The organism is Amphibacillus indicireducens (assembly GCF_039539605.1).
In the GTDB taxonomy this organism is placed as follows: domain Bacteria; phylum Bacillota; class Bacilli; order Bacillales; family Amphibacillaceae; genus Amphibacillus; species Amphibacillus indicireducens.
This window is the reverse complement of sequence record NZ_BAABDL010000048.1, coordinates 19,957-41,976: the sequence shown is the minus strand read 5'-3', so window position 1 is coordinate 41,976 and position 22,020 is coordinate 19,957. Positions and strand designations below refer to the sequence as shown.

The following is a 22,020-nucleotide window of genomic DNA, read 5'->3' as shown; positions in this document are numbered from 1 at the left end:
ATTATCTTAATGTTATACAAGGCAAGTAGCACCCGTTGCTACAACCGCACAGATCAGGTTTTAAGCGAGGTCGCACCTGTGATGGCGAGTCTTAGTTATTTTAGGGAGGTGCATTACATGTACGCAATTATTGAAACTGGTGGTAAGCAAGTTCGTGTAGAAGAGGGCCAAGAGATCTATGTAGAGAAATTGGCTGCTGAAGCTGGCGATTCGGTTACGTTTGACAAGGTTCTTTTTGTAGGTGGTGACGACGTTAAAGTTGGCGCGCCATTTGTTGAAGGGGCAACTGTTACAGGTAAAGTTGACAAACAAGGACGTCAGAAGAAGATTACGGTTTATAAGTTTAAACGTCGTAAGAACTATCTACGTAAACAAGGTCACCGTCAGCCTTACACAAAAGTGACAATTGAAAAAATCAACGCATAAGGTTGATTCGAATGATTAAAGTGAAAATTAATCGAAATGATTCTGGAAATATGATTGCTTTTGAACTGAGTGGTCATGCCAATAGTGGACCTTATGGTTATGATTTGGTCTGTGCAGCTGTTTCGGCGGTTGCGTTTGGGATGACGAATGCAGTGATTGAGCTAACTGAGATCGAGCCTATAATTGATCAAGGCGGTCAAGGTGGTTATTTGAAGGTCGTTCTTCCTGATGAGTTAACGGATGAAACGCTTGGAAAGGCGGGTCTGTTGCTTGAGGGAATGCTCGTCAGTTTGAAAACCATTGAGCGTGATTATGGTCAATATATATCCATCTCTGAAAAATAGGGGAGGTGCAATTCAATGTTACGTTTAGATTTACAATTCTTCGCATCGAAAAAGGGTGCTGGTAGTACGAGAAACGGTCGTGACTCACGCGCTCAGCGTCTTGGCGCAAAGCGTGCAGATGGTCAAGTCGTTACAGGTGGATCAATCCTTTACCGTCAACGTGGAACTAAGGTTTATCCTGGCGCTAACGTAGGTCGCGGTGGAGATGATACATTGTATGCAAAAACTGATGGTATCGTACGTTTTGAGCGTGTAGGGCGTAATCGCAAGCGTGTAAGTGTATACCCAGTTGCACAAGAAGCATAATAGATTAAACAAAAGCTTATCTTAAAAGACTAGATTTTAAGATAGGCTTTTTTTGTTGGCTGATTATGTGTTGCTCGTGTTTTTTTGGGTTGGTTATCCGATCGTAATCTAGCTAATCGTGTCCTGTTGGGCTGAAAGAAGTGTCTAAGAGGTAACGAATAAGCACTAACGCATCAGTGAAATTAAAAATAGTTTTTACGAAACTGGTTTTGTTTGCTATAATTTGCTTATTAAACCGTGGGTGGTGTGGAGAATGAATGAACGTGAAGCGATTAATTTATTAAAACATTATCGACATCGTTACGCGAATTATTTACAGTTAATTATTAGTTATGCTCAGCTTGGCAAGCTAGATGTTGTTCAGGAGAAGGCTGCTGAACTGATTAAAGTAATCAATCAAGATCAGCTGTTTCATAATATGCCTTTGCCAAAAACAATTATTACCTTGATCCAGTTGACTGATATGAAATCAGGTTTAGAATGGACACCGATTATTGATTTGGAACAGAAGCCAGAGATCGATGATCAGCAACTAGCCGAGGTGATTCAGACGATTCATCAACAGATTATTGAACAATCAATGAATTTATCACTTTATCATGGTACAATAACATTTCAACAGAAGAAATCCGAGCCGTTTACGCTTTTGTTAACTTGTAGGGGGAATTTTTCAAGAAAAGATCAATTAAAAGATTCTTTGGCAAAAATTGATCGGATTCAGATTGAGCGTGCGACTGATGAGGAACTAAGTTTTTATTGGGTGGCACAATAATAAAGAGGTGGCAAAATGTTTGTAGATCGAGTAAAAGTATATGTGAAAGCTGGAGATGGTGGGAATGGACTTGTTTCATTTCGTCGAGAGAAGTATATTCCGTTCGGTGGGCCATCTGGTGGTGATGGTGGCAATGGTGCCGATATTATTTTTGAAGTGGATGAAGGGTTAAATACGTTAATGGATTTCCGTTATCAGCGTCATTTTAAAGGAAAACGCGGTGAGAACGGGATGAGTAAGGGGATGCATGGGAAAAATTCTGAACCGATGATTTTACCTGTTCCGCCTGGGACGATTGTCAAGGATGAGGCGACGGGTGAATTTTTGGCAGATTTAACTGAGCATGGTCAGCAAGCGTTAATTGCTAAGGGTGGCCGTGGTGGTCGTGGCAATATCCGTTTCGCAAGTGCAAGAAATGTTGCGCCTGATATCGCTGAAAATGGTGAGCCAGGTGTTGAGCGAGATATAATTATCGAGCTTAAGTTGATTGCTGATGTTGGTTTAGTTGGTTTTCCGAGTGTCGGGAAGTCAACGCTGCTATCGGTAGTTAGCGCAGCGCGGCCAAAAATTGCTGATTATCATTTTACGACACTGGCACCGAATTTGGGTGTTGTTGAAACAGATGATCATCGCAGTTTTGTGATGGCGGATTTACCTGGGTTAATTGAGGGCGCCCACACTGGCGTTGGGCTTGGTCATCAATTTTTACGTCATGTTGAACGGACGCGTGTTGTTGTTCATGTAATTGATATGGCGGCAACTGAAGGACGCGATCCGTATCAAGATTATTTGACAATTAATGAAGAACTGCGAGCATATGATGCGTCAATTTTAGAGCGTCCGCAAATCATTGTTGCCAATAAAATGGACATGCCTGATGCTGAAGCTCAGCTTGAATTATTTAAAGAACAGCTTGAAGAGGCGCATCCGATTTATCCGATTTCGGCATTTACGAGAGATGGCTTGCGTGAATTGCTGTTTGCGGTTGCTGATACATTAGCTAAAATACCGAAAAACACAGAACCGATTGAAGAAATTTCTGATCATGTCATTTATAAGCATCAAGCTGAGGAAGCACCATTTGAAATTACTCGTGATCCTGATGGGGCGTTTGTTTTATATGGAGAAAAAATTGAGAAATTATTTAAGATGACGAATTTTGATCATGATGAGTCGATCCAAAGATTTGCACGTCAAATGCGGGCGATGGGGATTGATCAGGCACTGCGTGAGCGAGGAGCAAAAGACGGTGATACGGTTCGATTATTGAAATATGAATTTGAATTTATCGAGTAGAATGTAGCGATTGATTTCACTATAGTGGAGGAATATGACCGTGGAAAATGAACATAAAACATTTTATTTAGTTCGTGGTGATTTTCTACCTGAAGCGATGCGCAAAACTTTGGATGTCAAAGAACAGTTGGAACGCGGCAAGGTCAAGTCGGTTTATGAAGCGGTTAAAAAAGTAGATTTATCTCGAAGTGCGTTTTACAAATATCGTGATGCTGTTTTTCCGTTACAAACGATCCAGCATACGCAAATCATAACATTGTTTTTTCATTTAGCTGATCAATCAGGCACACTGTCGCGTCTATTAGATATTGTCGCAAAAGCTGGGGGAAATATTTTAACGATTCACCAAACGATTCCAATTCACGGGAAAGCGAATGTAACGTTGTCATTAGATGTTGAACACTTGACGATTGATCTTGATCAATTAATTTTCCGGCTGAAATCTGAAGAGCATATTGAGCGTGTCGATATTTTAAGTTCAGGGATGTAGAGATAAGTTAGGGGGAGAAAGATGCCATATTCGGTTGGTTATTTAGGTCCAAAGGGGACGTTTACGCAAAAAGCCGTTGATGCCTTGTTTCCAGAACAAGCAGCGGTTAGTTATCAAACGATACCTGCTTGTATTGATGCAGTGAAGCAAGGTCATGTACGCTATAGTGTTGTTCCACTTGAAAATACGCTAGAAGGAACGGTTAATTTAACACTTGATTATTTAATTAATGAAAAAAGTTTAAAAATTGTCAGTGAGCTCGTTGTACCTGTTGAACAGCATTTTATGGTCCACCCGAATCATCGAGAGCGATGGACAGAGATGGAAAAAGTTTATTCCCACCCACATGCACTTGCGCAGTGTCATCATTTTTTAAATAATCAAATGCGTGATGCGGTCGTCGAAACATATGCATCAACAGGTGCTGCTGCAAAATATGTGAGTGAAAATCCTGATTTGGAGATCGCTGCAATTGCGAATGACCAAGCAGCAAAGGAATACAATTTAGAGATTGTTAAAGCGAATATTCATGATTTCGTCAATAATGAAACGCGATTTATTGTTCTGAGTAAAAATGGTGCAGAGCTTCGAATGAATGGATTGGTGATGGAAGGCTTTAAAACAAAGGTGATGATTTCACTACCAACGGACCATGCTGGTGCGTTGCATCAAGTCTTGTCTGCATTTGCTTGGCGTCGAATTAACTTATCAAAAATCGAATCACGCCCGATGAAAACAGGTCTAGGGCGTTATTATTTCTTAATTGATATTGATCAAAAAATGGATGATATTCTAATCCCAAATACAATTGCAGAGATTGAGGCGATTGGTTGCCATGTCGAGTTGTTAGGAAGTTATCCGCATTATTCAATTAAGCAGAAGCCGTAATTAAAAAAAACACTGTGTTGCAAGATTGCACACAGTGTTTTTTTAGTCATTGATGATAAATCCTTTGTCTTTTAGTGCTTGGTAAGCGGCATCAAGTTTCGCTTCAGATTCTGCTTCGAGTGTGTGGAGGTGGACGCCGTCTGTCAGCTCTGACAAGTAAGGGGCATTTTTTTCAGTAATATTCTTGATAAATTGCTTGACATCGTGGCGATCGCTAACCATGACTTGTGCTTTTAATTCACCGTAGAGGGGGTGTTCGACAATCACATCCTTAACTGTGACGCCTTGATCAACAATACAATCTAGCTCTTCTTTAGCTTGGTCAGGGCGATGCTTTACGACGACAATTTTTTCGTGTAGTTTTGTATTTGTTGTTTGTTGCATTAATAAATAACCCTGACTTGTTGAGATAATTTGGTTGTTTTTAGCTTTCAACAATGAGACGTCTTGGACGATGACTTGGCGACTTACACCAGCTCGTTCGGCAAGCTCACTGCCTGTCAGAGGTTGCTCACTATTTTCGAGCCATTCAATAATAGCTTCACGCCGATCTTTACCAATCAACTTATTTTTTTTACTCATAAAAACACCTCTAATTTGTTAAGTCATTTAATTATTTTTTAAAAATTGATTTGATTTCATTTTCTCATATTTTGGCACGAATGACTAGTCTTAGTGCGTCTAATTATCTCTTCGGGTGAATTTTTTCAAAAAAACGATCAACATTTCTGGGTGATTGCATATGTTGTTAAGGAATAAGACTGTTGATGGACAAAAATTTCTGTTCAACATGTGTGACTGACAGCCGTTGATTGGTTGCGGTCCACTTCACTATAGAAAGGGGTCAAGCAAGTGAAAATTCATATTGTTCAAAAAGGAGATACGCTTTGGAATTTGTCAAAGCAATACAATGTTGATTTTCAAGCATTAAAAGCAGCGAATTCACAGCTCGCCAATCCAGATATGATCATGCCGGGAATGAAGATAAAAATTCCGGTTGATCAGAAACATGTCGGTCATTCTAAAATGATGCCTGCACCTAAAGAAAAAACAATGACACCGTACAAACAATTGCCAACAAAAGCTCAGCCAGTTATTAAAGAGGATGATCAAAAACCGAAGCAAAAGGTAGAAAAGAAAATTCCATATCCTAAATTACCGCCTGTTTCGATTCAAATGCCTAAGTTGCCAAATATTTATGCAAATCAATATCATATTGATGTTGATATTGATGATCATGATACGATGATCAAAACGAATCAGACAACACATCAACATCATCATCCAGTCCAGCAGGCGCAGCCAATTGAGAAGCAGGAGCCTGTAAAAACTGAACCGGTTGAACAACAATATGTACCTAACATGATGTGGGTGCCGTGTTTACCATGTTCGATGATGCCATGTCCACCACAAATGCCGTTGAATCCTTGTGATGCGTATCAAAATCCAGCAGCATTAAATCCATATTACGGTTATCAAAATTATCAATGGCAGCCGGGAGCCGTTCAACCATCTAATCAGAAGTGGGGCGAATTAGATTTAAATGATCAGCCAGATGATAACGCCAATCAGCAATTCGCTTACAATCCATACTACCAGATGCAATGGCCAATGCAACAATCATATCCGTACAATTATAACTATGCGACATATGCGCCGAGAGACGATCAATCTGAGGAAAATTGAATGATGAGCTGACTGAGTAACGTAGATCATTTTGCGTTGCTCATTTTTTTTGATTTGATTTTGCGAGGTGATTGCAACTTTAGTTTATTTAAGTAATAATATTGGTAGCAGACAATTATTTTTTTAACTAAAGGAGCTTATTTATGGAGCGCAAAGTAAACTATTTGGTTAATTGGCTTCGCGAACAATTCAAGCAAGCGAACGTGAAAGGATTAGTCGTTGGCTTGAGTGGTGGGCTTGATTCGGCGCTTGTCGCAAATTTAATTAAGCAAGCTGTTCCGGATCATTCACTTGCTGTTATTATGCCGTGTGAAAGCCAGACAGAAGACCTTGAGCATGCCCGTGCCCTCGTCGAACAGGCGCAAATTGCTGATCTAACAATTGACTTAACCGACAGCTATCAGCAACTCTATCAAACGATTCATGATACTGTAAAAGTTCACTCGACTTTTAATCAGGAGCACGATCAGTTGGCGCGTGCTAACTTAAAAGCGCGTTTACGAATGGCGACATTATACACGATTGCAACGAATCATCAATATTTGGTTGTTGGGACGGATAATGCTGCTGAGTGGTATACGGGTTATTTTACAAAATACGGTGATGGTGGTGTTGATATTAATCCACTTGTTCATTTAACAAAAAATGAAGTGAAACAGATGGCTGAGTTTGTCGGGGTTCCGAGTGCGATTACGGAAAAGCAACCAAGTGCTGGTTTGTGGGAAGGTCAAACAGATGAAGACGAGATGGGGACAAGTTATGATTATATCGATCGCTATTTAAAGGGCGAGTCTGTTCCAGAACGTGATCGGGAAATTATTGAGCGCATGCATCATCGTTCGGCGCATAAGCGAAAAATTGCCGCAACGCCTGATAAATTTAATGGTTGACTTACTGTGATAAAATATAAATGAAACAATGTTTATTTTTAATGTGAAAGGAGTTTTTTAACAATGGCTGGACATTCAAAATGGAAGAACATTCAACGACGTAAAAATGCTCAGGATGCAAAGCGTGGAAAAGCTTTTATGAAGGCAGCGAAGGATATTTACGTAGCGGCTAAGGAAGGTGGCGCAGATCCTGAAACAAATGCAGCCTTACGTTTAGCGATAGATAAAGCGAAAGCAGAAAATATGCCGAACGAAAATATTGAACGTAATATTAAAAAAGCAACGGGCACACTTGATGGTGTCAGTTACGAAGAAATCACATACGAGGGCTACGGTCCAGGCGGAACCGCTGTAATGGTTGAGTTATTAACTGACAACAAAAACCGTTCAGCCGCTGAGGTTCGCCATGCTTTCTCTAAAAGTGGTGGAAATCTAGGTGAAAACGGCTGTGTTGCTTTCATGTTTAATCGCAAAGGCTACATTGTGATTGACCGCTCAACGACTGATGCTGATGAAGATACAGTCATGCTTGCTGCGATTGAAGCGGGAGCAGATGAAATGGAAACATCAGACGAGGTTTTTGAAATTTATACAGAAACCGAAAGCTTTAAAGACGTTCGTGATGCTTTAGTCGCCGAAGGATTTGAGCTCGATACAGCTGAAGTGACATTCGTCCCAACCACATATACAGGGCTAGACGAAGACAATCAAGCGAAGATGGAACGTCTGATCGAACGCCTCGAAGATTTGGATGACGTTCAAGATGTGCACCACAACGCTGAATAACGGACATGAATTTTTTATAAAAAATTCACCTAACGAAGTAGTGTTAGATAATAATTATCGAACTCTCAACCTGTTTGCGGGTTGAGAGTTTTTAATAAAATTTATTTTGAAAGGAATGAACGTATGACTTACCAATTAGTAAGAAAAACAGAGCGGTTGCTGCAATTAGAAGTGATTGTGCCACGACTCAAAATGACGTTCCCAGCTTATCGAGAATTAGCGGCCCAGTTAGGAAAAGATTTTGCCGGCTACCTCGGTGAGAAAAATCTCCGCTATCATTTTGAATTCATCCGAACGCGAAAAGTTATGCATCTTGCGGGATTGCGACTCAAAGGGAGCACATTTTTTACCCAATCTGACCACCTCATTGCGACACCAGAAATCTTGTTCATTATTGAAGCGAAGCACCGCAAAGGATTAATTTCTAAAAACCAACACGGTCAATATCTCCAACAGTACTCGAATCAATTAGTCACCTTTGACAACCCAGAAAATCAAGTTGAGATCCAAAAACAGCAACTTGAGTATATCCTCAGACAGCATGGATTCCCTAGCGCGCCAATCGTTCCGCTCGTCGCATTCACACACAATACTACCCAACTCGACACATCAATTACATCGGCAAACGTTATGGTCGCCCAAGAAGTCTCGTTTTATATCAATAATATCTTGGAAAAGTCCCGCCAGCAGTGCTACAACAATCACCAATTAAAACAAATGAAAACATTACTAACGAAATTGCATCAACCGATGGCAGTCGATTTGGTTACAGAATATCAGATTCAACCTTCTGACTTAAATCCAGGGGTCCTCTGTCGCGATTGTCGAAAAGTTTTTATGCGACGTCATTACGCTACTTGGACATGCCCACAATGTGGATTGTCCGACCGAACCGCACATCACTTGGCCCTCCGCGACTACACTCGTTTATTTGGCACCACAATTAACAACCGAACCGCACGATGGTGGCTGGGGGTGGAGTGTCCTACCTTAACTCACCGTATTTTATCGGTTTTTCCAGTGGTTAACCAAGTCGGACGCAAGGCAATAGAATATAACTTATCAACTTTAACAAAAACTTAAATTTACAGACAGTTTCGCCGAAATACATTCAACTTTCTTAAAATGCATTCAAGTTCGCTGAAATGCATTCAACTTTCTTAAAATGCATTCAAGTTTGCTGAAATGCATTCAACTTTCTTAAAATGCATTCAAGTTCGCTGAAATGCATTCAACTTTCTCGAAATGCATTCAAGTTCGCCGAAATGCATTCAACTTTCTCGAAATGCATTCAAGTTCGCCGAAATCCATTCAACTTTCTTAAAATGCATTCAAGTTCGCTGAAATGCATTCAACTTTCTCGAAATGCATTCAAGTTCGCCGAAATACATTCAACTTTCTCAAAATGCATTCAAGTTCGCTGAAATGCATTCAACTTTCACAAAATGTATTCAACCTCACCAAAATATTCTTAAATCGTTTCGCTGCAAACCACAAATTCGTTCACTTTATTTTCGTACAGAGCTATTTTTCCTTAAAAAATGTGTAAAAATATTTTTTCTGTCTATCCTATGAAGTAAATACTCTCTTATATGAGGTGGATAAGATGAAATATTTAATAGCATTAAATATTTTACTAATGTTGGGGATTTATTTTTATACTCAACAGGCTGAACCAGTTGAGGAAGAGGCTGTTGTTGTGAATAAGGCGGAGAATTATCCTGATGATCTGGCACAGATTGAAATTGTTTTGCAAAAACAATATTTGGATGGTCGTAGGGATACGGAAACATATACCGAGACGATTACAGCGATGGAGGATTTTTGGTATGCTTATGAAAACTATCAATTGATTGATCAGAAGGTTGGTCAAATGGTTTTTCGTGAGTATGTTAATGATATTTCGCCGTATTTAAAAGAGGTTGGTTACTTTGGGTTAGCGGGAAAGCAGCTTGCGATCTTTGAAGGTGAGCCGCAATACAATCAGAATATCCAAACGGTTTATGAGTTAGATATAGAAAGATTGTCAGAAGTAGAGCAAGAGCAACTGAAAAAGGGAATTAAAATTGATTCGAAGCAGACGTATGAAGAAGTGATTGATGTATTTCGTCATCAAGTTCCTAGCGAAGAGGTGCATGGAGAGTCCGATTAATTCGGCGCTCTTTTTTATTTTAATTCGGAAATCTGGGCGAACATACGATTGTGTGGTAAAATAGGTGCTAAGCAAGTATAGTGAAATGTTAGGAGCGGATTTATTGTGATTGCATATATAAAGGGAGAACTCGTTGAAATAACAGATTCGGCTGTGACTGTCGATGTGAATGGTGTCGGGTATCAGATCATTTGTGCCAACCCATTTTATTTTCAAGATAAATTAAACGAAACAGTTAAAATAAATACATATCATCATGTTCGGGAAGATGCACAATTATTGTACGGATTTAGAAACCATGATGAAAAAACATTATTTACTCATGTGATTACTGTCTCGGGAATTGGACCGAAAAGTGGTTTGTCGATTGTAGGACACATTTCAGTCGACGAATTTGTCATCGCAATTGAAGAAGAGGATGAAAAGTTTTTAACACAATTTCCTGGTGTTGGGAAAAAAACAGCTCGGCAAATGATTTTAGACTTAAAAGGGAAATTACCGTTTGAAATTAGACAACAGTCTGATCAGACAAGTGGACAAGCAAATCAAGCGAACCAATCAATCGATCAGCAAGTCGTAGCTGAAACGATCGAGGCCCTGAAAACATTAGGCTATAGTGATCGCGAACTCAAAGCGATTACACCACAGCTGAAACAATCTGGATCGGTAAATACAGATGAGTTAATTAAACTTGGCTTAGCACTGTTAATGAAATCGTAATTGAGGTGAGAGACTTGGAAGAACGCATGGTGACTGGGGAACAATTTGATGATGAAGAAGAAGTGGAATTTAGCTTAAGGCCACAGCGACTAGCTCAATATATTGGTCAGACGACGGCTAAAGAAAACTTAGCGATTTTTATTGAAGCTGCGAAATTAAGAAATGAGCCACTTGATCATGTTTTGCTCTATGGACCTCCGGGACTCGGCAAAACGACGATGGCTTCGATTATTGCCAACGAAATGAACGTTGAATTTAGGACGACTTCAGGTCCTGCAATTGAGCGTGCAGGCGATTTAGCGGCAATTCTATCCTCACTTGAAGTTGGCGATGTTTTATTTATTGATGAGATCCACCGTCTACCAAGAGTGGTAGAGGAAATTCTCTATCCTGCGATGGAAGATTTTTGTTTAGATATTGTTATTGGACAAGGCCCATCAGCAAGGTCTGTGCGGATTGATTTACCACCGTTTACTTTAATTGGAGCAACAACGAGAGCAGGACTATTAACGGCACCACTTAGAGATCGGTTTGGCGTGCTTAGTCGCTTGGAATATTATGAAATTGATGATTTACGTGAAATTGTCGAGCGAACCGCAACGATTTTTGACATGGCAATCGATCAAGAAGCAGCACTTGAAATTGCTCGTCGCTCCCGAGGGACACCAAGGATTGCGAATCGATTGTTTAAGCGAGTTCGTGATATTTCTCAAGTTAAAGGTGAAGTGGAAATTTCCTTAGCGACAACACAACATGCATTACAAATGCTTCAAGTCGATAAAATTGGCTTGGATCACATTGACCATAAATTATTGATCTCGATTATCGACGCCTTTCAAGGTGGACCGGTCGGTTTAGACACGTTATCCGCGACAATCGGTGAAGAATCGCAAACGATTGAAGACGTTTATGAACCCTTTTTATTGCAAAAAGGTTTTATTCAACGAACGCCACGTGGTAGAATTGCAACAGAGAAAACATATCAACATTTTAATCGACCATTACCAAAAGCAAATGATTAATTTAGTTTAGGAGATAAATATGAAGATAGAAGATTTTGATTTTGACCTACCTGAGCAGCTAATTGCTCAAACCCCACTTGAAAATAGAACGGCATCAAAAATGCTCGTCCTAAATCGTAAAAATGAAAGCCTTGAGCACCGTCATTTTAGTGATTTATTGGATTACCTTAAGCCTGGCGATTGCCTCGTTTTGAATAATACGAAGGTTTTGCCAGCAAGATTATACGGGATTAAAGCAGATACAGGGGCAAAAATTGAACTACTGTTGTTACATCAACAAGAAGATGACCACTGGGAAGTCTTGATTAAGCCTGCCAAAAAAATTAAAGTCGGTACACAAATTAATTTTGGTGACGGCAAGTTAGTTGCGACATGTACGGAACTGCTTGACCACGGCGGTCGAATTGTTCGCTTTGACTATGAAGGGATCTTTCTCGAAGTATTAACTGAACTAGGTGAAATGCCACTACCACCTTATATTAAGGAACAATTGGCAGACCAAGACCGCTACCAAACGGTTTACGCAGAAGCAGAAGGCTCAGCAGCGGCACCAACAGCAGGCTTACATTTCACTAAAGAGCTTTTAGAAAAAACTACTGCCAAAGGGATAGAGATTGCGTTTGTCACACTTCATGTTGGATTAGGTACATTTCGCCCTGTTAGCGTAGAGTCGATTGAAGATCACGATATGCACAGTGAATATTATCATTTATCAGCAACTGAAGCAGCAAAAATAAATCAAGCGAAACAAAAAAATGGGCGAATTATTGCAGTAGGCACGACGTCAACTCGATCACTTGAGGCGATCGCAAGTGAAAATGATGGTGAGATTGTTGCGACGAGTGGGTGGACATCGATTTTCATTTATCCACCTTATCAATTTAAAGCAATCGATGGGATGATTACGAATTTCCATTTGCCAAAATCAACATTAATCATGTTGATTAGTGCGTTAGCTGGTCGTGAGTTTGTGATGAAAGCTTATCAAACAGCAATTGAGCGAGAATATCGATTTTTTAGTTTTGGCGATGCGATGCTGATTTTATAATTTTTCAAAAGAAAGAAGTGAGAGAATGACTGCAATCAGATATGAATTAATTAAAACATGTAAACAAACAGGTGCACGATTGGGCCGGGTCCATACACCACACGGCTCATTTGAGACACCGATTTTCATGCCGGTGGGAACACTTGCGACAGTGAAGACGATGACACCTGAAGAATTAAAGGCTATTAACGCAGAAATTATTTTGTCAAATACGTATCATTTATGGCTTAGACCTGGTGAGGATATTGTACAAGAAGCTGGTGGGTTACATCAGTTCATGAATTGGGATCGCCCAATCTTAACAGATTCTGGTGGTTTTCAGGTATTCAGTCTGAGCGACCTACGTGAGATTGAAGAAAAAGGTGTCCATTTTAGAAATCACATCAGTGGTGAAAAATTGTTCTTAACACCCGAGAAAGCGACTCAGATTCAAAATGCGCTCGGTTCAGATATAATGATGGCTTTTGATGAATGTCCACCATTTCCAGCTGAACATAAGTATATGAAGGACTCTGTTGAACGAACGAGTCGTTGGGCTGAACGTTGTTTGGCAGCTCATCAACGTCCTGAAGATCAAGGATTATTTGGAATCGTTCAAGGTGGAGAATATAAAGATCTTCGTAAACAAAGTGCACAAGACCTAACCTCTCTTGATTTCCCGGGTTATGCAATTGGTGGACTGTCGGTTGGTGAGCCGAAAGAGATTATGAATGAGATGGTTGAGTATACGACACAGTTCTTACCAACAGACAAACCACGCTACTTAATGGGTGTTGGTTCTGCCGATTCACTAATTGATGGTGCAATTCGCGGAATTGATATGTTTGATTGTGTTTTACCGACAAGAATTGCCCGAAATGGGACATTGATGACGTCTCAAGGTCGTTTAGTTGTCCGAAATGCAAAATTTGCTCGTGATTTTTCACCGCTAGATCCAAACTGTGATTGCTATACGTGTAAAAATTATACTCGTGCATATATTAGACACCTAATTAAAACAGATGAAATTCTTGGTTTGCGACTTACGACTTATCATAATCTATATTTTCTGTTAAACTTAATGGAGCAAGTACGTGAAGCAATCAAAGCAGATCGACTTGGTGATTTCAGGGAAGAATTCTTTGAAAACTATGGGTTTAATAAACCTGATGCAAAAAACTTCTAATTGAAAGGTAGGTGAAATAATAATGGAACATCTCATTTTACTGAATAATGCTGAAGCAGCTCCATCAATTATCGGGTTACTTCTACCATTTGTTTTAATGGCGGTTGTGTTTTACTTCTTATTGATTCGTCCACAACAAAAACGACAAAAAGCAGTCAATCAAATGCAATCTGATTTGAAAAAAGGCGATAAAATTGTTACAATTGGCGGACTTCATGGTGTGATTCATTCACTTGATGAAGGATCAATTCAAATTGACGTAGGTGGCGGTCGTAAACTTACATACGAACGATCAGCTATTAAAAATGTCGTTGAAGCTGAAGAACCAACAACAGAAGACTAATCAAAAAAGTAGTTAGCAGACTGATGCTGACTACTTTTTTATTTGATTACTTCCACTAAGCAAAAATTCTCCTACTTAACTTACATGTAATATTGTGAACAATTTCTGAACAAGCTGCTAACTGTATTTACTCTCAAGCTAAAACAAAGTATTATTGGACGGAATACGTTTTCAAAAATTTTAGAGAGGGGTAATACGGTGGATCAACTTATTCAACAGGTTGAAAGTTTACAATTACTAAATCACTTTGTATTGACATTATTATTATTAATTCCAATGATTTTAATTGCTAGGACAGTTGTCGCTGGCACGCGTTATTCGCCAATTTTAATTATCGTTATTTTTGGATTATTAATGGGCTTTTTACTCGTCGTTAGTGACATTGCAACACCAGGACTAAAGGAGTTCCCAGTACTTGAATTAGTTTCACAAACGACTAATATTGCATTAATTGTCACATTCTTTGTTGGTGGACAGGAAATCAGGAAAATATTTGGTAATAAAACGGGTGCAGTAAAAGAACTACTGATACATAATGAAGAGGAAGCAGTTTTAGGGACAACAAGAACACAACTCGTTCTTACCGTTCGTTCATTTTTCTTACTAATTGGGATTGAGGCGACAAGTCGCTTAATTTTAGGATTAAATCAAAGTGATTTAAGTAATTATTATCCGATCATGGCTTACTTAGGACTAGTTGGAGCGATTATATTAATCGATAATAAAGCAAAAATTTTAGAGAAACCTTTGTATATTCGTAAAGGCTTACTTGAAATTATCGTTATTATCGGGATTCTAGTTATGTCTTTCCACTTATCACAATTTATTAAAGAACTGATCTCATTGCCATCAATATTTTTTGCAATGGTTATTGCGACAGCACTAGGCGCAATCTTTTATAAATATGTTTTTGGTCCGACAATCAAAGCACTTCTATTTGCAGGTATTCCTGCAGTACTAGCAGGTACATTTACTGTTGGTGGATCACGGATTATGGAAGTGTTTGAAATGGAAGGTACTGGTGCTGTACTAGGTTATGGATTCTTTGGTCAACTATTTTGGATGTTCGGAGGAATGGCACTATTAATTTACATCGGTAAAACAAGAGCCGTTCGTAATTTAGCACCAGGGATGGCAGGAGCATTATCACATACTGGTCTAACGGGCGCTTGTACAGCGGGTGACTTAGGGAAGCGTGCTGCAAATCGTGCCCCTATGCTCGTTAATATTCCCTTTGCCATGCACGCTTTTGTTTTTTCAATCCTAGGTTTGAGTATGGATCGTGGCTCACTTTTAATGATCCCTTCAATTATTATGCTAGTGATTGGTTTTATTTTATTAGTCATTGGGCTGCAAAACATTAGAAAGCCCAACAAAGATGATCGCATGGAAATGAAGTCATTATTACAATTTGGCTTCGGCTGGCAAATTATCGCTATATTCGGCGGGTTGATCTTATTAAGCCTCAGTCAAATGGCGCTCGATTACAGCGTGATGGCTAAAGCGTCGGCAATCTCGCACTTTGGTTTATTTGCTGGAGTTCAAGAAGGAATGTTTGGTGCGGAAGTAGCAGGACTAATCACATTTACTTTTTCAATGACTTTCCTTGTTCATCCATTTGTATTTTTCATGTTTGGTAAAGCAATGGAAAATGATGAACAAATGCCGAAGTTACCTGTGCTAATTTTAGCACTTATCGGCGCACTAGGGATTATAGCCTCAATTTTCATAATTTAAACGATAACAAAACACAAGCCATAAGGTATCAACCTTATGGCTTGTGTTATTAATTCACTTCTTTTGAGCCAGTTAAATTGACGCCGAATATAGACCCGACGATTGTAATCATTAAAAAACCTAAATGATAAAGCAGTTGTGTGAATGTAAAATGCTCACCATAGCCTAAAAAGTGAAACAGATAAATGACTAGACTATAGCTCAAACTTAACATCATTCCAATAATCCAACCCTTTTGCTTTGCTTTAATCCCACTAATTAAACCACTGATAAATAAAATTAGAAAACTCGCCATCACTGCTAGTTGATTCAACAAAGGATTTGTTAACGATGTAAAACGTAAAAATAAAGCAAGTGTCATACTTGTGAGTAGTAGCAAAATCACAATCGATAGCCAGCCATACATAACTGCCGTTAAACGTTGTTTCAATAATGTCTCCTCCCTAGATCTTGTCCAAATCTTTGTTATTAATATATGATTGGAAAAATTAAAATAGACTTTGCCAGATAAGGTGGGTTACATAAATTCAGCTAAATTGGGAAATTTAATGGTCACGATTATTTAATTAAAGTGGGTGATCATCAATGTGGTTGATTGTTAGTCGCACTTTCTTAACCTATGGCATTATCGTTTTATTTTTTCGTTTGATGGGTAAGCGTGAAATTGGTGAGTTAAGCTTATTAGATATTGTGATCTCGATTATGATGGCAGAGTTGGCTGTCGTTGTAATTGAAGATACGTCAAAGCCAATGTATGCTTCGATCGCTCCCATGTTCGTCCTCGTTGTCATTCAACGTGTAACCGCTCGAATTTCATTAAAAAGCAAAAAATTCCGTGACTGGTTTGAAGGCAAGCCATCTGTTCTTATTTTGAATGGAAAAATTGACAAAAAAGAGATGCAAAGTCACCGCTATAATTTTGATGATCTCATGCTTCAACTGCATGAAAAAGGGATCAAATGTGTTCAGGATGTTGAATATGCCATTTTAGAACCATCTGGAAAGTTATCTGTGTTTGCAAAAGAAAAACCAGAATCAACTGGCTATGTTCATTTGCTTATAGCTGATGGTGAAATTATGGAAGATGCACTTAAAATGATTGACAAGTCTAAACAATGGTTAAAAGCTGAATTAAGTAGGCAGGGTTATGATCAAATTGATCAGATTTTTTATTGCACATTAGATAGCGCCAACCATTGGTTTATTAACTTAGATACAGAAAAAGCTGTTCAAACTGATTAGCGTTTTCTAAATAATGGTTTTAATTCCTCAAAGCTAATGATTTTCAATAAAAAAACATAGCCTAGATAAATCGTAGTTAGGATAATAATTAGAGCTAATAAATTGACGGGATTCACTTGATAATTTGGGATCAAAAGCATCAACCCTTTTCCGGTCAAGTATGTCATCGTAAACAAACAGATCATTTTAACCAGATTGATCAGCCCAAAATGATAATCGATTAATTTCTTTAAACTCGTGTAATGAAGCAGTGTCGTTAAAATTGCAGTAACAGCTAATGCGAGAACGGTTCCGTAGAGTCCGAATTTGACTTGACTTGTAAAGATAACTAAAATGATGTACTTCACAATTGTTGCAATCAATGTATTCCACATCGCGACTTTAGCATAATCCAATGCTTGTAAAGCTGAATTCAACGGGAATTGAAGATAAACAAATAAATAAAATGGTGCTAAAAACCTGATTAAATCACTCGCTTGGCTATTACTATACATTAACTCAAGAATTGGTTCACTAAAAAGCAATAAGATGACAGTAGCAATTGCACCAGATACGAACGAAATTCGAATCGCCTGATTAATCCGGTAATGGATCGTCACATGCGCATTTCTAGCATCTGCCTCACTAATGTTTGGAATCAATGCAATTGCCAATGCATGGGTAATGAATGTTGGGAAAAATAATAATGGCATTGCATAACCTGTTAATAGGCCATATTGCTTTGTGATCACAGCTGTTGTAAAACCTGCAAAGGCGAGACTTTGAGCAACCAAAATAGGTTCTAAAAAACTAGATAATGAGCTGATTAATCGACTCCCTGTACTTGGAATTGCAATTGAAAAGAGTGATTTAATCGTCTCTTGTCCTTTTTTAAATGAGAGCAGAAAACGGCTTCTTAACTGGGTTGCTTTTTTAAGTTTAAAATAGCTCAACAGATAAAGAAATGAAATCAATTCCCCTGCTATACCAGACAACATTGCCCCAACAACGGCAAATTCTATACCGTAAGGGATTAATAAATTCACAAACAATGAGATCGTTGCAATTCTCACGATTTGTTCAATCACTTGGGCATAGCTTTGTGGTTTCATATTTTGCATACCCTGAAAGTAACCACGTAAAACTGAGGTGAGCCCGGTAATTGGAATCATTGGCGTCATCGCAAGTAATGGATAGACCGTTCTCGTATCGGTGAGTAAATATTTTGCCAAATAAGGAGCCGTGACAATAATTAGTGCGACGAATAGTAAACTTAAGCCAGCAGTTAAAATTAACGAGCCGATTAAAATCCTTTTGACTTGATGATGATTATTTTGTGCATTCGCTTCGGCAACTCGTTTGGCGATTGCTGTTGGTAAGCCGATTTGAGACAATGTATAAACTAAAAATAATGTTGGAATCGCCATGTTGTACAAGCCAATTCCTTCCTCACCGATCAACCTTACCATAATAATTCGATTGAAAAAGCCAATGATTCTTGTGACTAGCCCTGCTCCGATTAGAATGACTGTTCCTTTTAAAAAAGATTGCTTCGTCATAATTCTAAAATCCTACCTTCTCAAAGTTATAAAATTCATATACAATGGAGTATATGCACAGTGACTGTACAAGCATGACAAGTTGATGGATTTATCTGAATTAAGGAGGGCATAACATGATTGAAAAACACGTTGAAGATTGGAAGCCTATAATACATAGGGTGATTGAAAGTAAGGCAGAAGAATTCCGTCTGTTTGGTTACGGTGATGTCACAGCTGAAACTGTATGGAACTGTCTGTTAGTTAAAGTTTGGCGTAAAGAAAAAATCATGAAGCTTCACGAAGTCGTTGAGGATGTGTTTCATCTAAGTGGCCACCTTTATATGTCTTATATAACAATGGAAACATACCAATCAGATGATTTAATGGCATCAATCGCTGCAGTTACCGATCTGTAAGTGTTCAGTGAAAATTGCTAAAACATAAAGAAAGCGCTATGATTTAGAGTTTATCGGTCATTTAGGAGGAAAAGAGGATTATGATTAAGAAAAATCGTTTGATTAGTTTTGCGATTATTTTAGTAACATTAGCGGTTGTAATTGGATTAACCGTGTTTGATGCAGCTGGAAATTTAAAATTAGGTTTAGACTTACAAGGTGGCGTCGAAATTTTATATGAAGTTGAGCCAATTGATGAAGAACAAGAAATAAATTTAACCGTTCTTGAAGCAACTGTTCAATCACTACGCCAACGTGTTGATGTATTAGGTGTGAACGAACCGAATTTCACAATTGAAGAGCCAAACCGAATCCGCGTTCAACTCGCTGGCATTAACAATGAAGAGGAAGCACGTGAATTATTGGCGACGTCAGCTCGACTTTCGTTTCGTGACACCGAAGGAACAGAATATTTAGATGGATCTGATTTAGTAGAAGGTGGGGCAAGACAAGATTATGACCCAACATCAAATCAAGCGATTGTTTCCTTGCAATTAAAAAGTGGACAACAATTTGGTGACGTGACTCGGACGATTTTAGAAGACCCAGATTTACCGAATATTTTAGTTATTTGGTTAGATTATGAAGAAGGCGATGACTTTTATCTAGAAGCTGAAAAAAGTAACCCTAAATTTATTTCAGCACCAATGATTCGCCAAGTCCTTAATGAAACGAATGTTCAAATTGACGGAAACTTCACGGTTCAGTCTGCTCAACAACTAGCAGATATATTAAATGCAGGTTCATTACCAGTGAATTTAATCGAAGAATATTCTACATCTGTCAGTGCCCAATTTGGCCTCGATGCTCTAAGTGAAACGGTTATTGCCGGTGCGATTGGGATTTTATTAGTTTTTATATTCATGATTATTGTTTATCGATTCCCAGGCTTTATTTCTGTCATTACATTGAGTTTATATGTTTATTTAGTGATTCTCGTCTTTGGCTGGATGAATGGCGTACTCACACTTCCTGGAATTGCGGCTTTGATTTTAGGTGTTGGGATGGCTGTCGATGCCAACATTATCACCTATGAACGAATGAAAGAAGAGCTAATTTTAGGGAAAAGTGTTACGTCTGCATTTGAAGCAGCGAATAAAAACTCACTCACGTCAATTATTGATGCGAACTTAACGACGCTAATCGCTGCCGGTGTGTTATTTGTTTTTGGAACAAGTTCAGTAAAAGGTTTTGCGACATTACTTATTGTTAGTATTGTGCTTAGTTTATTTACATCAGTTTTCGTTTCTCGCTTTTTATTAGGTCTGTGGGTGAAAAGTCGCTTCTTAAACGATCGCTATTCATGGTTTGGTCTGAAAGCATCTTTGATTCGAGCGATTAGTGATTCATCACCAGTCACACCGAAGATATTTGGTAAACATGTTAATTTCGTTAATCATTGGAAAAAATATAGTTCTGTTAGTCTTGGACTAGCTATTGTTGGTCTTTTGTCATTCTTGATTTTTGGTTTAAACTTAAGTGTTGATTTCACCTCTGGAACGAGGATTGATATCACATCTACTGAAAGCTTGTCAGAAGAAACGATTCAAAATGAATTCGAGCAGTTGAACCTAGAATATCATTCGTTATCCTATTCAGGTAATCAAAATGAAATTGCGGTTGTTCGTTTTAGTGATCCATTAGATCAAGAAACGGTTTCGAACATAAGAGCTCAATTTAGTGACCATCATGAGGCTGAAATCAATGCAAGTACCGTATCACCAGTAGTCGGTCGAGAACTCGTTCGTAATGCGTTGCTATCATTAGGCATTGCAGCAGTCTTTATTGTTATTTATATCGCGATTCGATTTGAATTTTACTCTGCGGTTACAGCTATTGCAGCATTATTATTTGACGTGATCGTGATGATTTTAGTCTTTAGTATTTTCCAAATAGAATTTGATGCGACAATTATTGCTGCAATTTTAACGATCATCGGGTATTCTATTAATGCTACGATCGTTGTCTTCGACCGTATTAGGGAAAATATGAAGGCACAAAAACGGGTTCGCTCATATGAACAATTAAAAGCGATTGTTAACGATAGCCTGTTGCAAACATTTTATAGAAGTATGAACACAAGTTTAACGATTATTTTCACTGTCGTATTGATCCTGTTTTTTGGAGCGAGTGCAATTACAAACTTTTCAATCGCTTTACTTGTCGGTTTAGTTGCAGGGATGTTTTCTTCGATGTTCATTGCTGGACCATTATGGGCCGCTTGGCGTGGTAAAACAATTAAAGAAAAGCCGATTGTTTATGAAGAAAAGAAACGGATCCAAGGGCCACAAGTTTAGTCTGGATCAGTTTGTGGAAGGAATAATTAAGTCGTGTTTTAAGGGGAAATCAATCGCATAAAATAAGTTATTGAGGTGATCAGAATGAAAAGCCAAATTTATATAATTTCTGCTTTAGTATTTGCGCTAATTATTGCAGTCTTTGCAGTTATTAATGTTGCTCCCGTTGAAGTGAATTATTTATTTGTTACAACAGAATCACCACTGATTTTAGTTATTTTGAGTTCGGCGTTATTTGGTAGCTTAATGACGGGTGGTTTCAGTATTTATCAATTTATTAAATTAAGAAAGAAAATGCGAGCATTAGAAACGGAAAATCAAAACTTGCGCATGAATAAGGTCTATCATGCAGACGCTGAAGTTGAAGAGATAACCGAAGTGGAATTAATTGATGAACAAAAATAATAAATAGTTATCATGATTGAACCCCCTGAC

The 22,020-nt window shown here is 38.5% G+C and carries 25 protein-coding genes and 1 other annotated feature; of the genes, 22 read left to right on the top strand and 3 right to left on the bottom strand.

Going from position 1 to position 22,020, the window contains the following annotated elements:
- Positions 1-32: 32 nt before the first annotated feature.
- Positions 33-102, top strand: a sequence feature (ribosomal protein L21 leader region).
- 15 nt (positions 103-117) lie between these two features.
- The 7 genes from rplU (at position 118) to pheA (ending at position 4,522) form a co-directional block, all read left to right on the top strand.
- Entirely contained in the window at positions 118-426 is a 309-nt protein-coding gene (rplU, locus tag ABD814_RS04425) for a 50S ribosomal protein L21 (protein WP_344910731.1), read from the top strand.
- A gap of 11 nt (positions 427-437) precedes the next feature.
- On the top strand, positions 438-770 hold the full coding sequence (locus ABD814_RS04420; RefSeq protein ID WP_344910728.1) for a ribosomal-processing cysteine protease Prp: 333 nt from the start codon (positions 438-440) through the stop codon (positions 768-770).
- A 15-nt stretch (positions 771-785) separates the two neighbouring features.
- Positions 786-1,076: a 50S ribosomal protein L27 gene (gene rpmA, locus ABD814_RS04415; RefSeq protein ID WP_344910725.1), complete on the top strand. Its 291-nt coding sequence runs from the start codon at positions 786-788 to the stop codon at positions 1,074-1,076.
- Positions 1,077-1,329: 253 nt separating this feature from the next.
- Positions 1,330-1,848, top strand: a complete 519-nt coding sequence (locus tag ABD814_RS04410; RefSeq protein WP_344910722.1) for a Spo0B domain-containing protein — start codon at positions 1,330-1,332, stop codon at positions 1,846-1,848.
- A gap of 15 nt (positions 1,849-1,863) precedes the next feature.
- Positions 1,864-3,144, top strand: a complete 1,281-nt coding sequence (gene obgE, locus ABD814_RS04405; RefSeq protein WP_344910719.1) for a GTPase ObgE — start codon at positions 1,864-1,866, stop codon at positions 3,142-3,144.
- A 34-nt stretch (positions 3,145-3,178) separates the two neighbouring features.
- A complete protein-coding gene (locus ABD814_RS04400) occupies positions 3,179-3,634 on the top strand; it encodes an ACT domain-containing protein (RefSeq protein ID WP_344910716.1) in 456 nt (151 codons plus the stop codon).
- 21 nt (positions 3,635-3,655) lie between these two features.
- Positions 3,656-4,522, top strand: coding sequence for a prephenate dehydratase (gene pheA / locus ABD814_RS04395; RefSeq protein ID WP_344910715.1), 867 nt, complete (start codon positions 3,656-3,658; stop codon positions 4,520-4,522).
- Positions 4,523-4,564: 42 nt separating this feature from the next.
- Here the strand turns inward: pheA and ABD814_RS04390 are convergent, their stop codons facing one another.
- Positions 4,565-5,104 (bottom strand): transcription repressor NadR, encoded by a 540-nt coding sequence (locus tag ABD814_RS04390; RefSeq protein WP_344910713.1) that lies wholly within the window; start codon positions 5,102-5,104, stop codon positions 4,565-4,567.
- A 270-nt stretch (positions 5,105-5,374) separates the two neighbouring features.
- Between ABD814_RS04390 and safA the strand changes: the two genes are divergently transcribed.
- From safA to ABD814_RS04335, 11 genes are all read left to right on the top strand, one after another.
- Positions 5,375-6,208: a SafA/ExsA family spore coat assembly protein gene (safA, locus tag ABD814_RS04385; protein ID WP_344910712.1), complete on the top strand. Its 834-nt coding sequence runs from the start codon at positions 5,375-5,377 to the stop codon at positions 6,206-6,208.
- 143 nt (positions 6,209-6,351) lie between these two features.
- Positions 6,352-7,098: an NAD(+) synthase gene (nadE, locus tag ABD814_RS04380; RefSeq protein WP_344910710.1), complete on the top strand. Its 747-nt coding sequence runs from the start codon at positions 6,352-6,354 to the stop codon at positions 7,096-7,098.
- 63 nt (positions 7,099-7,161) lie between these two features.
- On the top strand, positions 7,162-7,884 hold the full coding sequence (locus ABD814_RS04375; RefSeq protein WP_344910709.1) for a YebC/PmpR family DNA-binding transcriptional regulator: 723 nt from the start codon (positions 7,162-7,164) through the stop codon (positions 7,882-7,884).
- 123 nt (positions 7,885-8,007) lie between these two features.
- Positions 8,008-8,967, top strand: coding sequence for a nuclease-related domain-containing protein (locus ABD814_RS04370; protein ID WP_344910707.1), 960 nt, complete (start codon positions 8,008-8,010; stop codon positions 8,965-8,967).
- A gap of 523 nt (positions 8,968-9,490) precedes the next feature.
- Entirely contained in the window at positions 9,491-10,036 is a 546-nt protein-coding gene (locus ABD814_RS04365) for a BofC C-terminal domain-containing protein (RefSeq protein ID WP_344910705.1), read from the top strand.
- Between the two features lie 105 nt (positions 10,037-10,141).
- Complete coding sequence (ruvA, locus tag ABD814_RS04360) at positions 10,142-10,756, top strand: Holliday junction branch migration protein RuvA (protein WP_344910703.1); 615 nt, start codon at positions 10,142-10,144, stop codon at positions 10,754-10,756.
- Positions 10,757-10,770: 14 nt separating this feature from the next.
- The gene (gene ruvB / locus ABD814_RS04355) at positions 10,771-11,778 is read left to right on the top strand and encodes a Holliday junction branch migration DNA helicase RuvB (RefSeq protein WP_344910702.1); all 1,008 of its coding nucleotides are present in this window, start codon (positions 10,771-10,773) and stop codon (positions 11,776-11,778) included.
- 19 nt (positions 11,779-11,797) lie between these two features.
- Positions 11,798-12,826 (top strand): tRNA preQ1(34) S-adenosylmethionine ribosyltransferase-isomerase QueA, encoded by a 1,029-nt coding sequence (gene queA, locus ABD814_RS04350; RefSeq protein WP_344910700.1) that lies wholly within the window; start codon positions 11,798-11,800, stop codon positions 12,824-12,826.
- A gap of 25 nt (positions 12,827-12,851) precedes the next feature.
- Positions 12,852-13,991 (top strand): tRNA guanosine(34) transglycosylase Tgt, encoded by a 1,140-nt coding sequence (tgt, locus tag ABD814_RS04345; protein WP_344910699.1) that lies wholly within the window; start codon positions 12,852-12,854, stop codon positions 13,989-13,991.
- Between the two features lie 22 nt (positions 13,992-14,013).
- Positions 14,014-14,334, top strand: a complete 321-nt coding sequence (gene yajC / locus ABD814_RS04340) for a preprotein translocase subunit YajC (RefSeq protein WP_344910698.1) — start codon at positions 14,014-14,016, stop codon at positions 14,332-14,334.
- Positions 14,335-14,532: 198 nt separating this feature from the next.
- Positions 14,533-16,071 carry a hypothetical protein gene (locus ABD814_RS04335; RefSeq protein ID WP_344910695.1) on the top strand — a complete coding sequence of 513 codons (1,539 nt, stop codon included), beginning with the start codon at positions 14,533-14,535 and terminating at the stop codon, positions 16,069-16,071.
- A 49-nt stretch (positions 16,072-16,120) separates the two neighbouring features.
- Here ABD814_RS04335 and ABD814_RS04330 read toward each other — a convergent pair whose 3' ends face one another.
- Positions 16,121-16,501: a TIGR04086 family membrane protein gene (locus ABD814_RS04330; protein ID WP_344910694.1), complete on the bottom strand. Its 381-nt coding sequence runs from the start codon at positions 16,499-16,501 to the stop codon at positions 16,121-16,123.
- 155 nt (positions 16,502-16,656) lie between these two features.
- Here ABD814_RS04330 and ABD814_RS04325 point away from each other — a divergent pair, with 155 nt between their 5' ends.
- Positions 16,657-17,313 (top strand): DUF421 domain-containing protein, encoded by a 657-nt coding sequence (locus ABD814_RS04325; RefSeq protein WP_344910692.1) that lies wholly within the window; start codon positions 16,657-16,659, stop codon positions 17,311-17,313.
- Here the strand turns inward: ABD814_RS04325 and spoVB are convergent.
- Positions 17,310-18,851 (bottom strand): stage V sporulation protein B, encoded by a 1,542-nt coding sequence (gene spoVB, locus ABD814_RS04320; RefSeq protein WP_344910690.1) that lies wholly within the window; start codon positions 18,849-18,851, stop codon positions 17,310-17,312. The two genes, ABD814_RS04325 and spoVB, sit on opposite strands and share 4 nt — an antisense overlap.
- A gap of 116 nt (positions 18,852-18,967) precedes the next feature.
- On the opposite strand from spoVB, the gene ABD814_RS04315 reads away from it, so the two are divergent.
- From ABD814_RS04315 to ABD814_RS04305, 3 genes are all read left to right on the top strand, one after another.
- Positions 18,968-19,249, top strand: a complete 282-nt coding sequence (locus ABD814_RS04315) for a post-transcriptional regulator (RefSeq protein WP_344910689.1) — start codon at positions 18,968-18,970, stop codon at positions 19,247-19,249.
- Between the two features lie 80 nt (positions 19,250-19,329).
- On the top strand, positions 19,330-21,585 hold the full coding sequence (gene secD / locus ABD814_RS04310) for a protein translocase subunit SecD (protein ID WP_344910687.1): 2,256 nt from the start codon (positions 19,330-19,332) through the stop codon (positions 21,583-21,585).
- 84 nt (positions 21,586-21,669) lie between these two features.
- Complete coding sequence (locus ABD814_RS04305) at positions 21,670-21,990, top strand: LapA family protein (RefSeq protein ID WP_344910686.1); 321 nt, start codon at positions 21,670-21,672, stop codon at positions 21,988-21,990.
- Positions 21,991-22,020 lie beyond the last annotated feature (30 nt).

What these genes read in the sequence shown, in the direction of transcription:
- rplU (WP_344910731.1), top strand. Translation starts at nt 118, where the DNA reads ATGTACGCAATTATTGAAACTGGTGGTAAGCAAGTTCGTGTAGAAGAG.
- ABD814_RS04315 (WP_344910689.1), top strand. Translation starts at nt 18,968, where the DNA reads ATGATTGAAAAACACGTTGAAGATTGGAAGCCTATAATACATAGGGTG.
- ABD814_RS04375 (WP_344910709.1), top strand. Translation starts at nt 7,162, where the DNA reads ATGGCTGGACATTCAAAATGGAAGAACATTCAACGACGTAAAAATGCT.
- tgt (WP_344910699.1), top strand. Translation starts at nt 12,852, where the DNA reads ATGACTGCAATCAGATATGAATTAATTAAAACATGTAAACAAACAGGT.
- pheA (WP_344910715.1), top strand. Translation starts at nt 3,656, where the DNA reads ATGCCATATTCGGTTGGTTATTTAGGTCCAAAGGGGACGTTTACGCAA.
- spoVB (WP_344910690.1), bottom strand. Translation starts at nt 18,851, where the DNA reads ATGACGAAGCAATCTTTTTTAAAAGGAACAGTCATTCTAATCGGAGCA.
- nadE (WP_344910710.1), top strand. Translation starts at nt 6,352, where the DNA reads ATGGAGCGCAAAGTAAACTATTTGGTTAATTGGCTTCGCGAACAATTC.
- obgE (WP_344910719.1), top strand. Translation starts at nt 1,864, where the DNA reads ATGTTTGTAGATCGAGTAAAAGTATATGTGAAAGCTGGAGATGGTGGG.
- ABD814_RS04305 (WP_344910686.1), top strand. Translation starts at nt 21,670, where the DNA reads ATGAAAAGCCAAATTTATATAATTTCTGCTTTAGTATTTGCGCTAATT.
- ABD814_RS04420 (WP_344910728.1), top strand. Translation starts at nt 438, where the DNA reads ATGATTAAAGTGAAAATTAATCGAAATGATTCTGGAAATATGATTGCT.
- ABD814_RS04365 (WP_344910705.1), top strand. Translation starts at nt 9,491, where the DNA reads ATGAAATATTTAATAGCATTAAATATTTTACTAATGTTGGGGATTTAT.
- ABD814_RS04325 (WP_344910692.1), top strand. Translation starts at nt 16,657, where the DNA reads ATGTGGTTGATTGTTAGTCGCACTTTCTTAACCTATGGCATTATCGTT.
- ABD814_RS04400 (WP_344910716.1), top strand. Translation starts at nt 3,179, where the DNA reads ATGACCGTGGAAAATGAACATAAAACATTTTATTTAGTTCGTGGTGAT.
- queA (WP_344910700.1), top strand. Translation starts at nt 11,798, where the DNA reads ATGAAGATAGAAGATTTTGATTTTGACCTACCTGAGCAGCTAATTGCT.
- secD (WP_344910687.1), top strand. Translation starts at nt 19,330, where the DNA reads ATGATTAAGAAAAATCGTTTGATTAGTTTTGCGATTATTTTAGTAACA.
- ABD814_RS04390 (WP_344910713.1), bottom strand. Translation starts at nt 5,104, where the DNA reads ATGAGTAAAAAAAATAAGTTGATTGGTAAAGATCGGCGTGAAGCTATT.
- rpmA (WP_344910725.1), top strand. Translation starts at nt 786, where the DNA reads ATGTTACGTTTAGATTTACAATTCTTCGCATCGAAAAAGGGTGCTGGT.
- yajC (WP_344910698.1), top strand. Translation starts at nt 14,014, where the DNA reads ATGGAACATCTCATTTTACTGAATAATGCTGAAGCAGCTCCATCAATT.
- ABD814_RS04370 (WP_344910707.1), top strand. Translation starts at nt 8,008, where the DNA reads ATGACTTACCAATTAGTAAGAAAAACAGAGCGGTTGCTGCAATTAGAA.
- ABD814_RS04410 (WP_344910722.1), top strand. Translation starts at nt 1,330, where the DNA reads ATGAATGAACGTGAAGCGATTAATTTATTAAAACATTATCGACATCGT.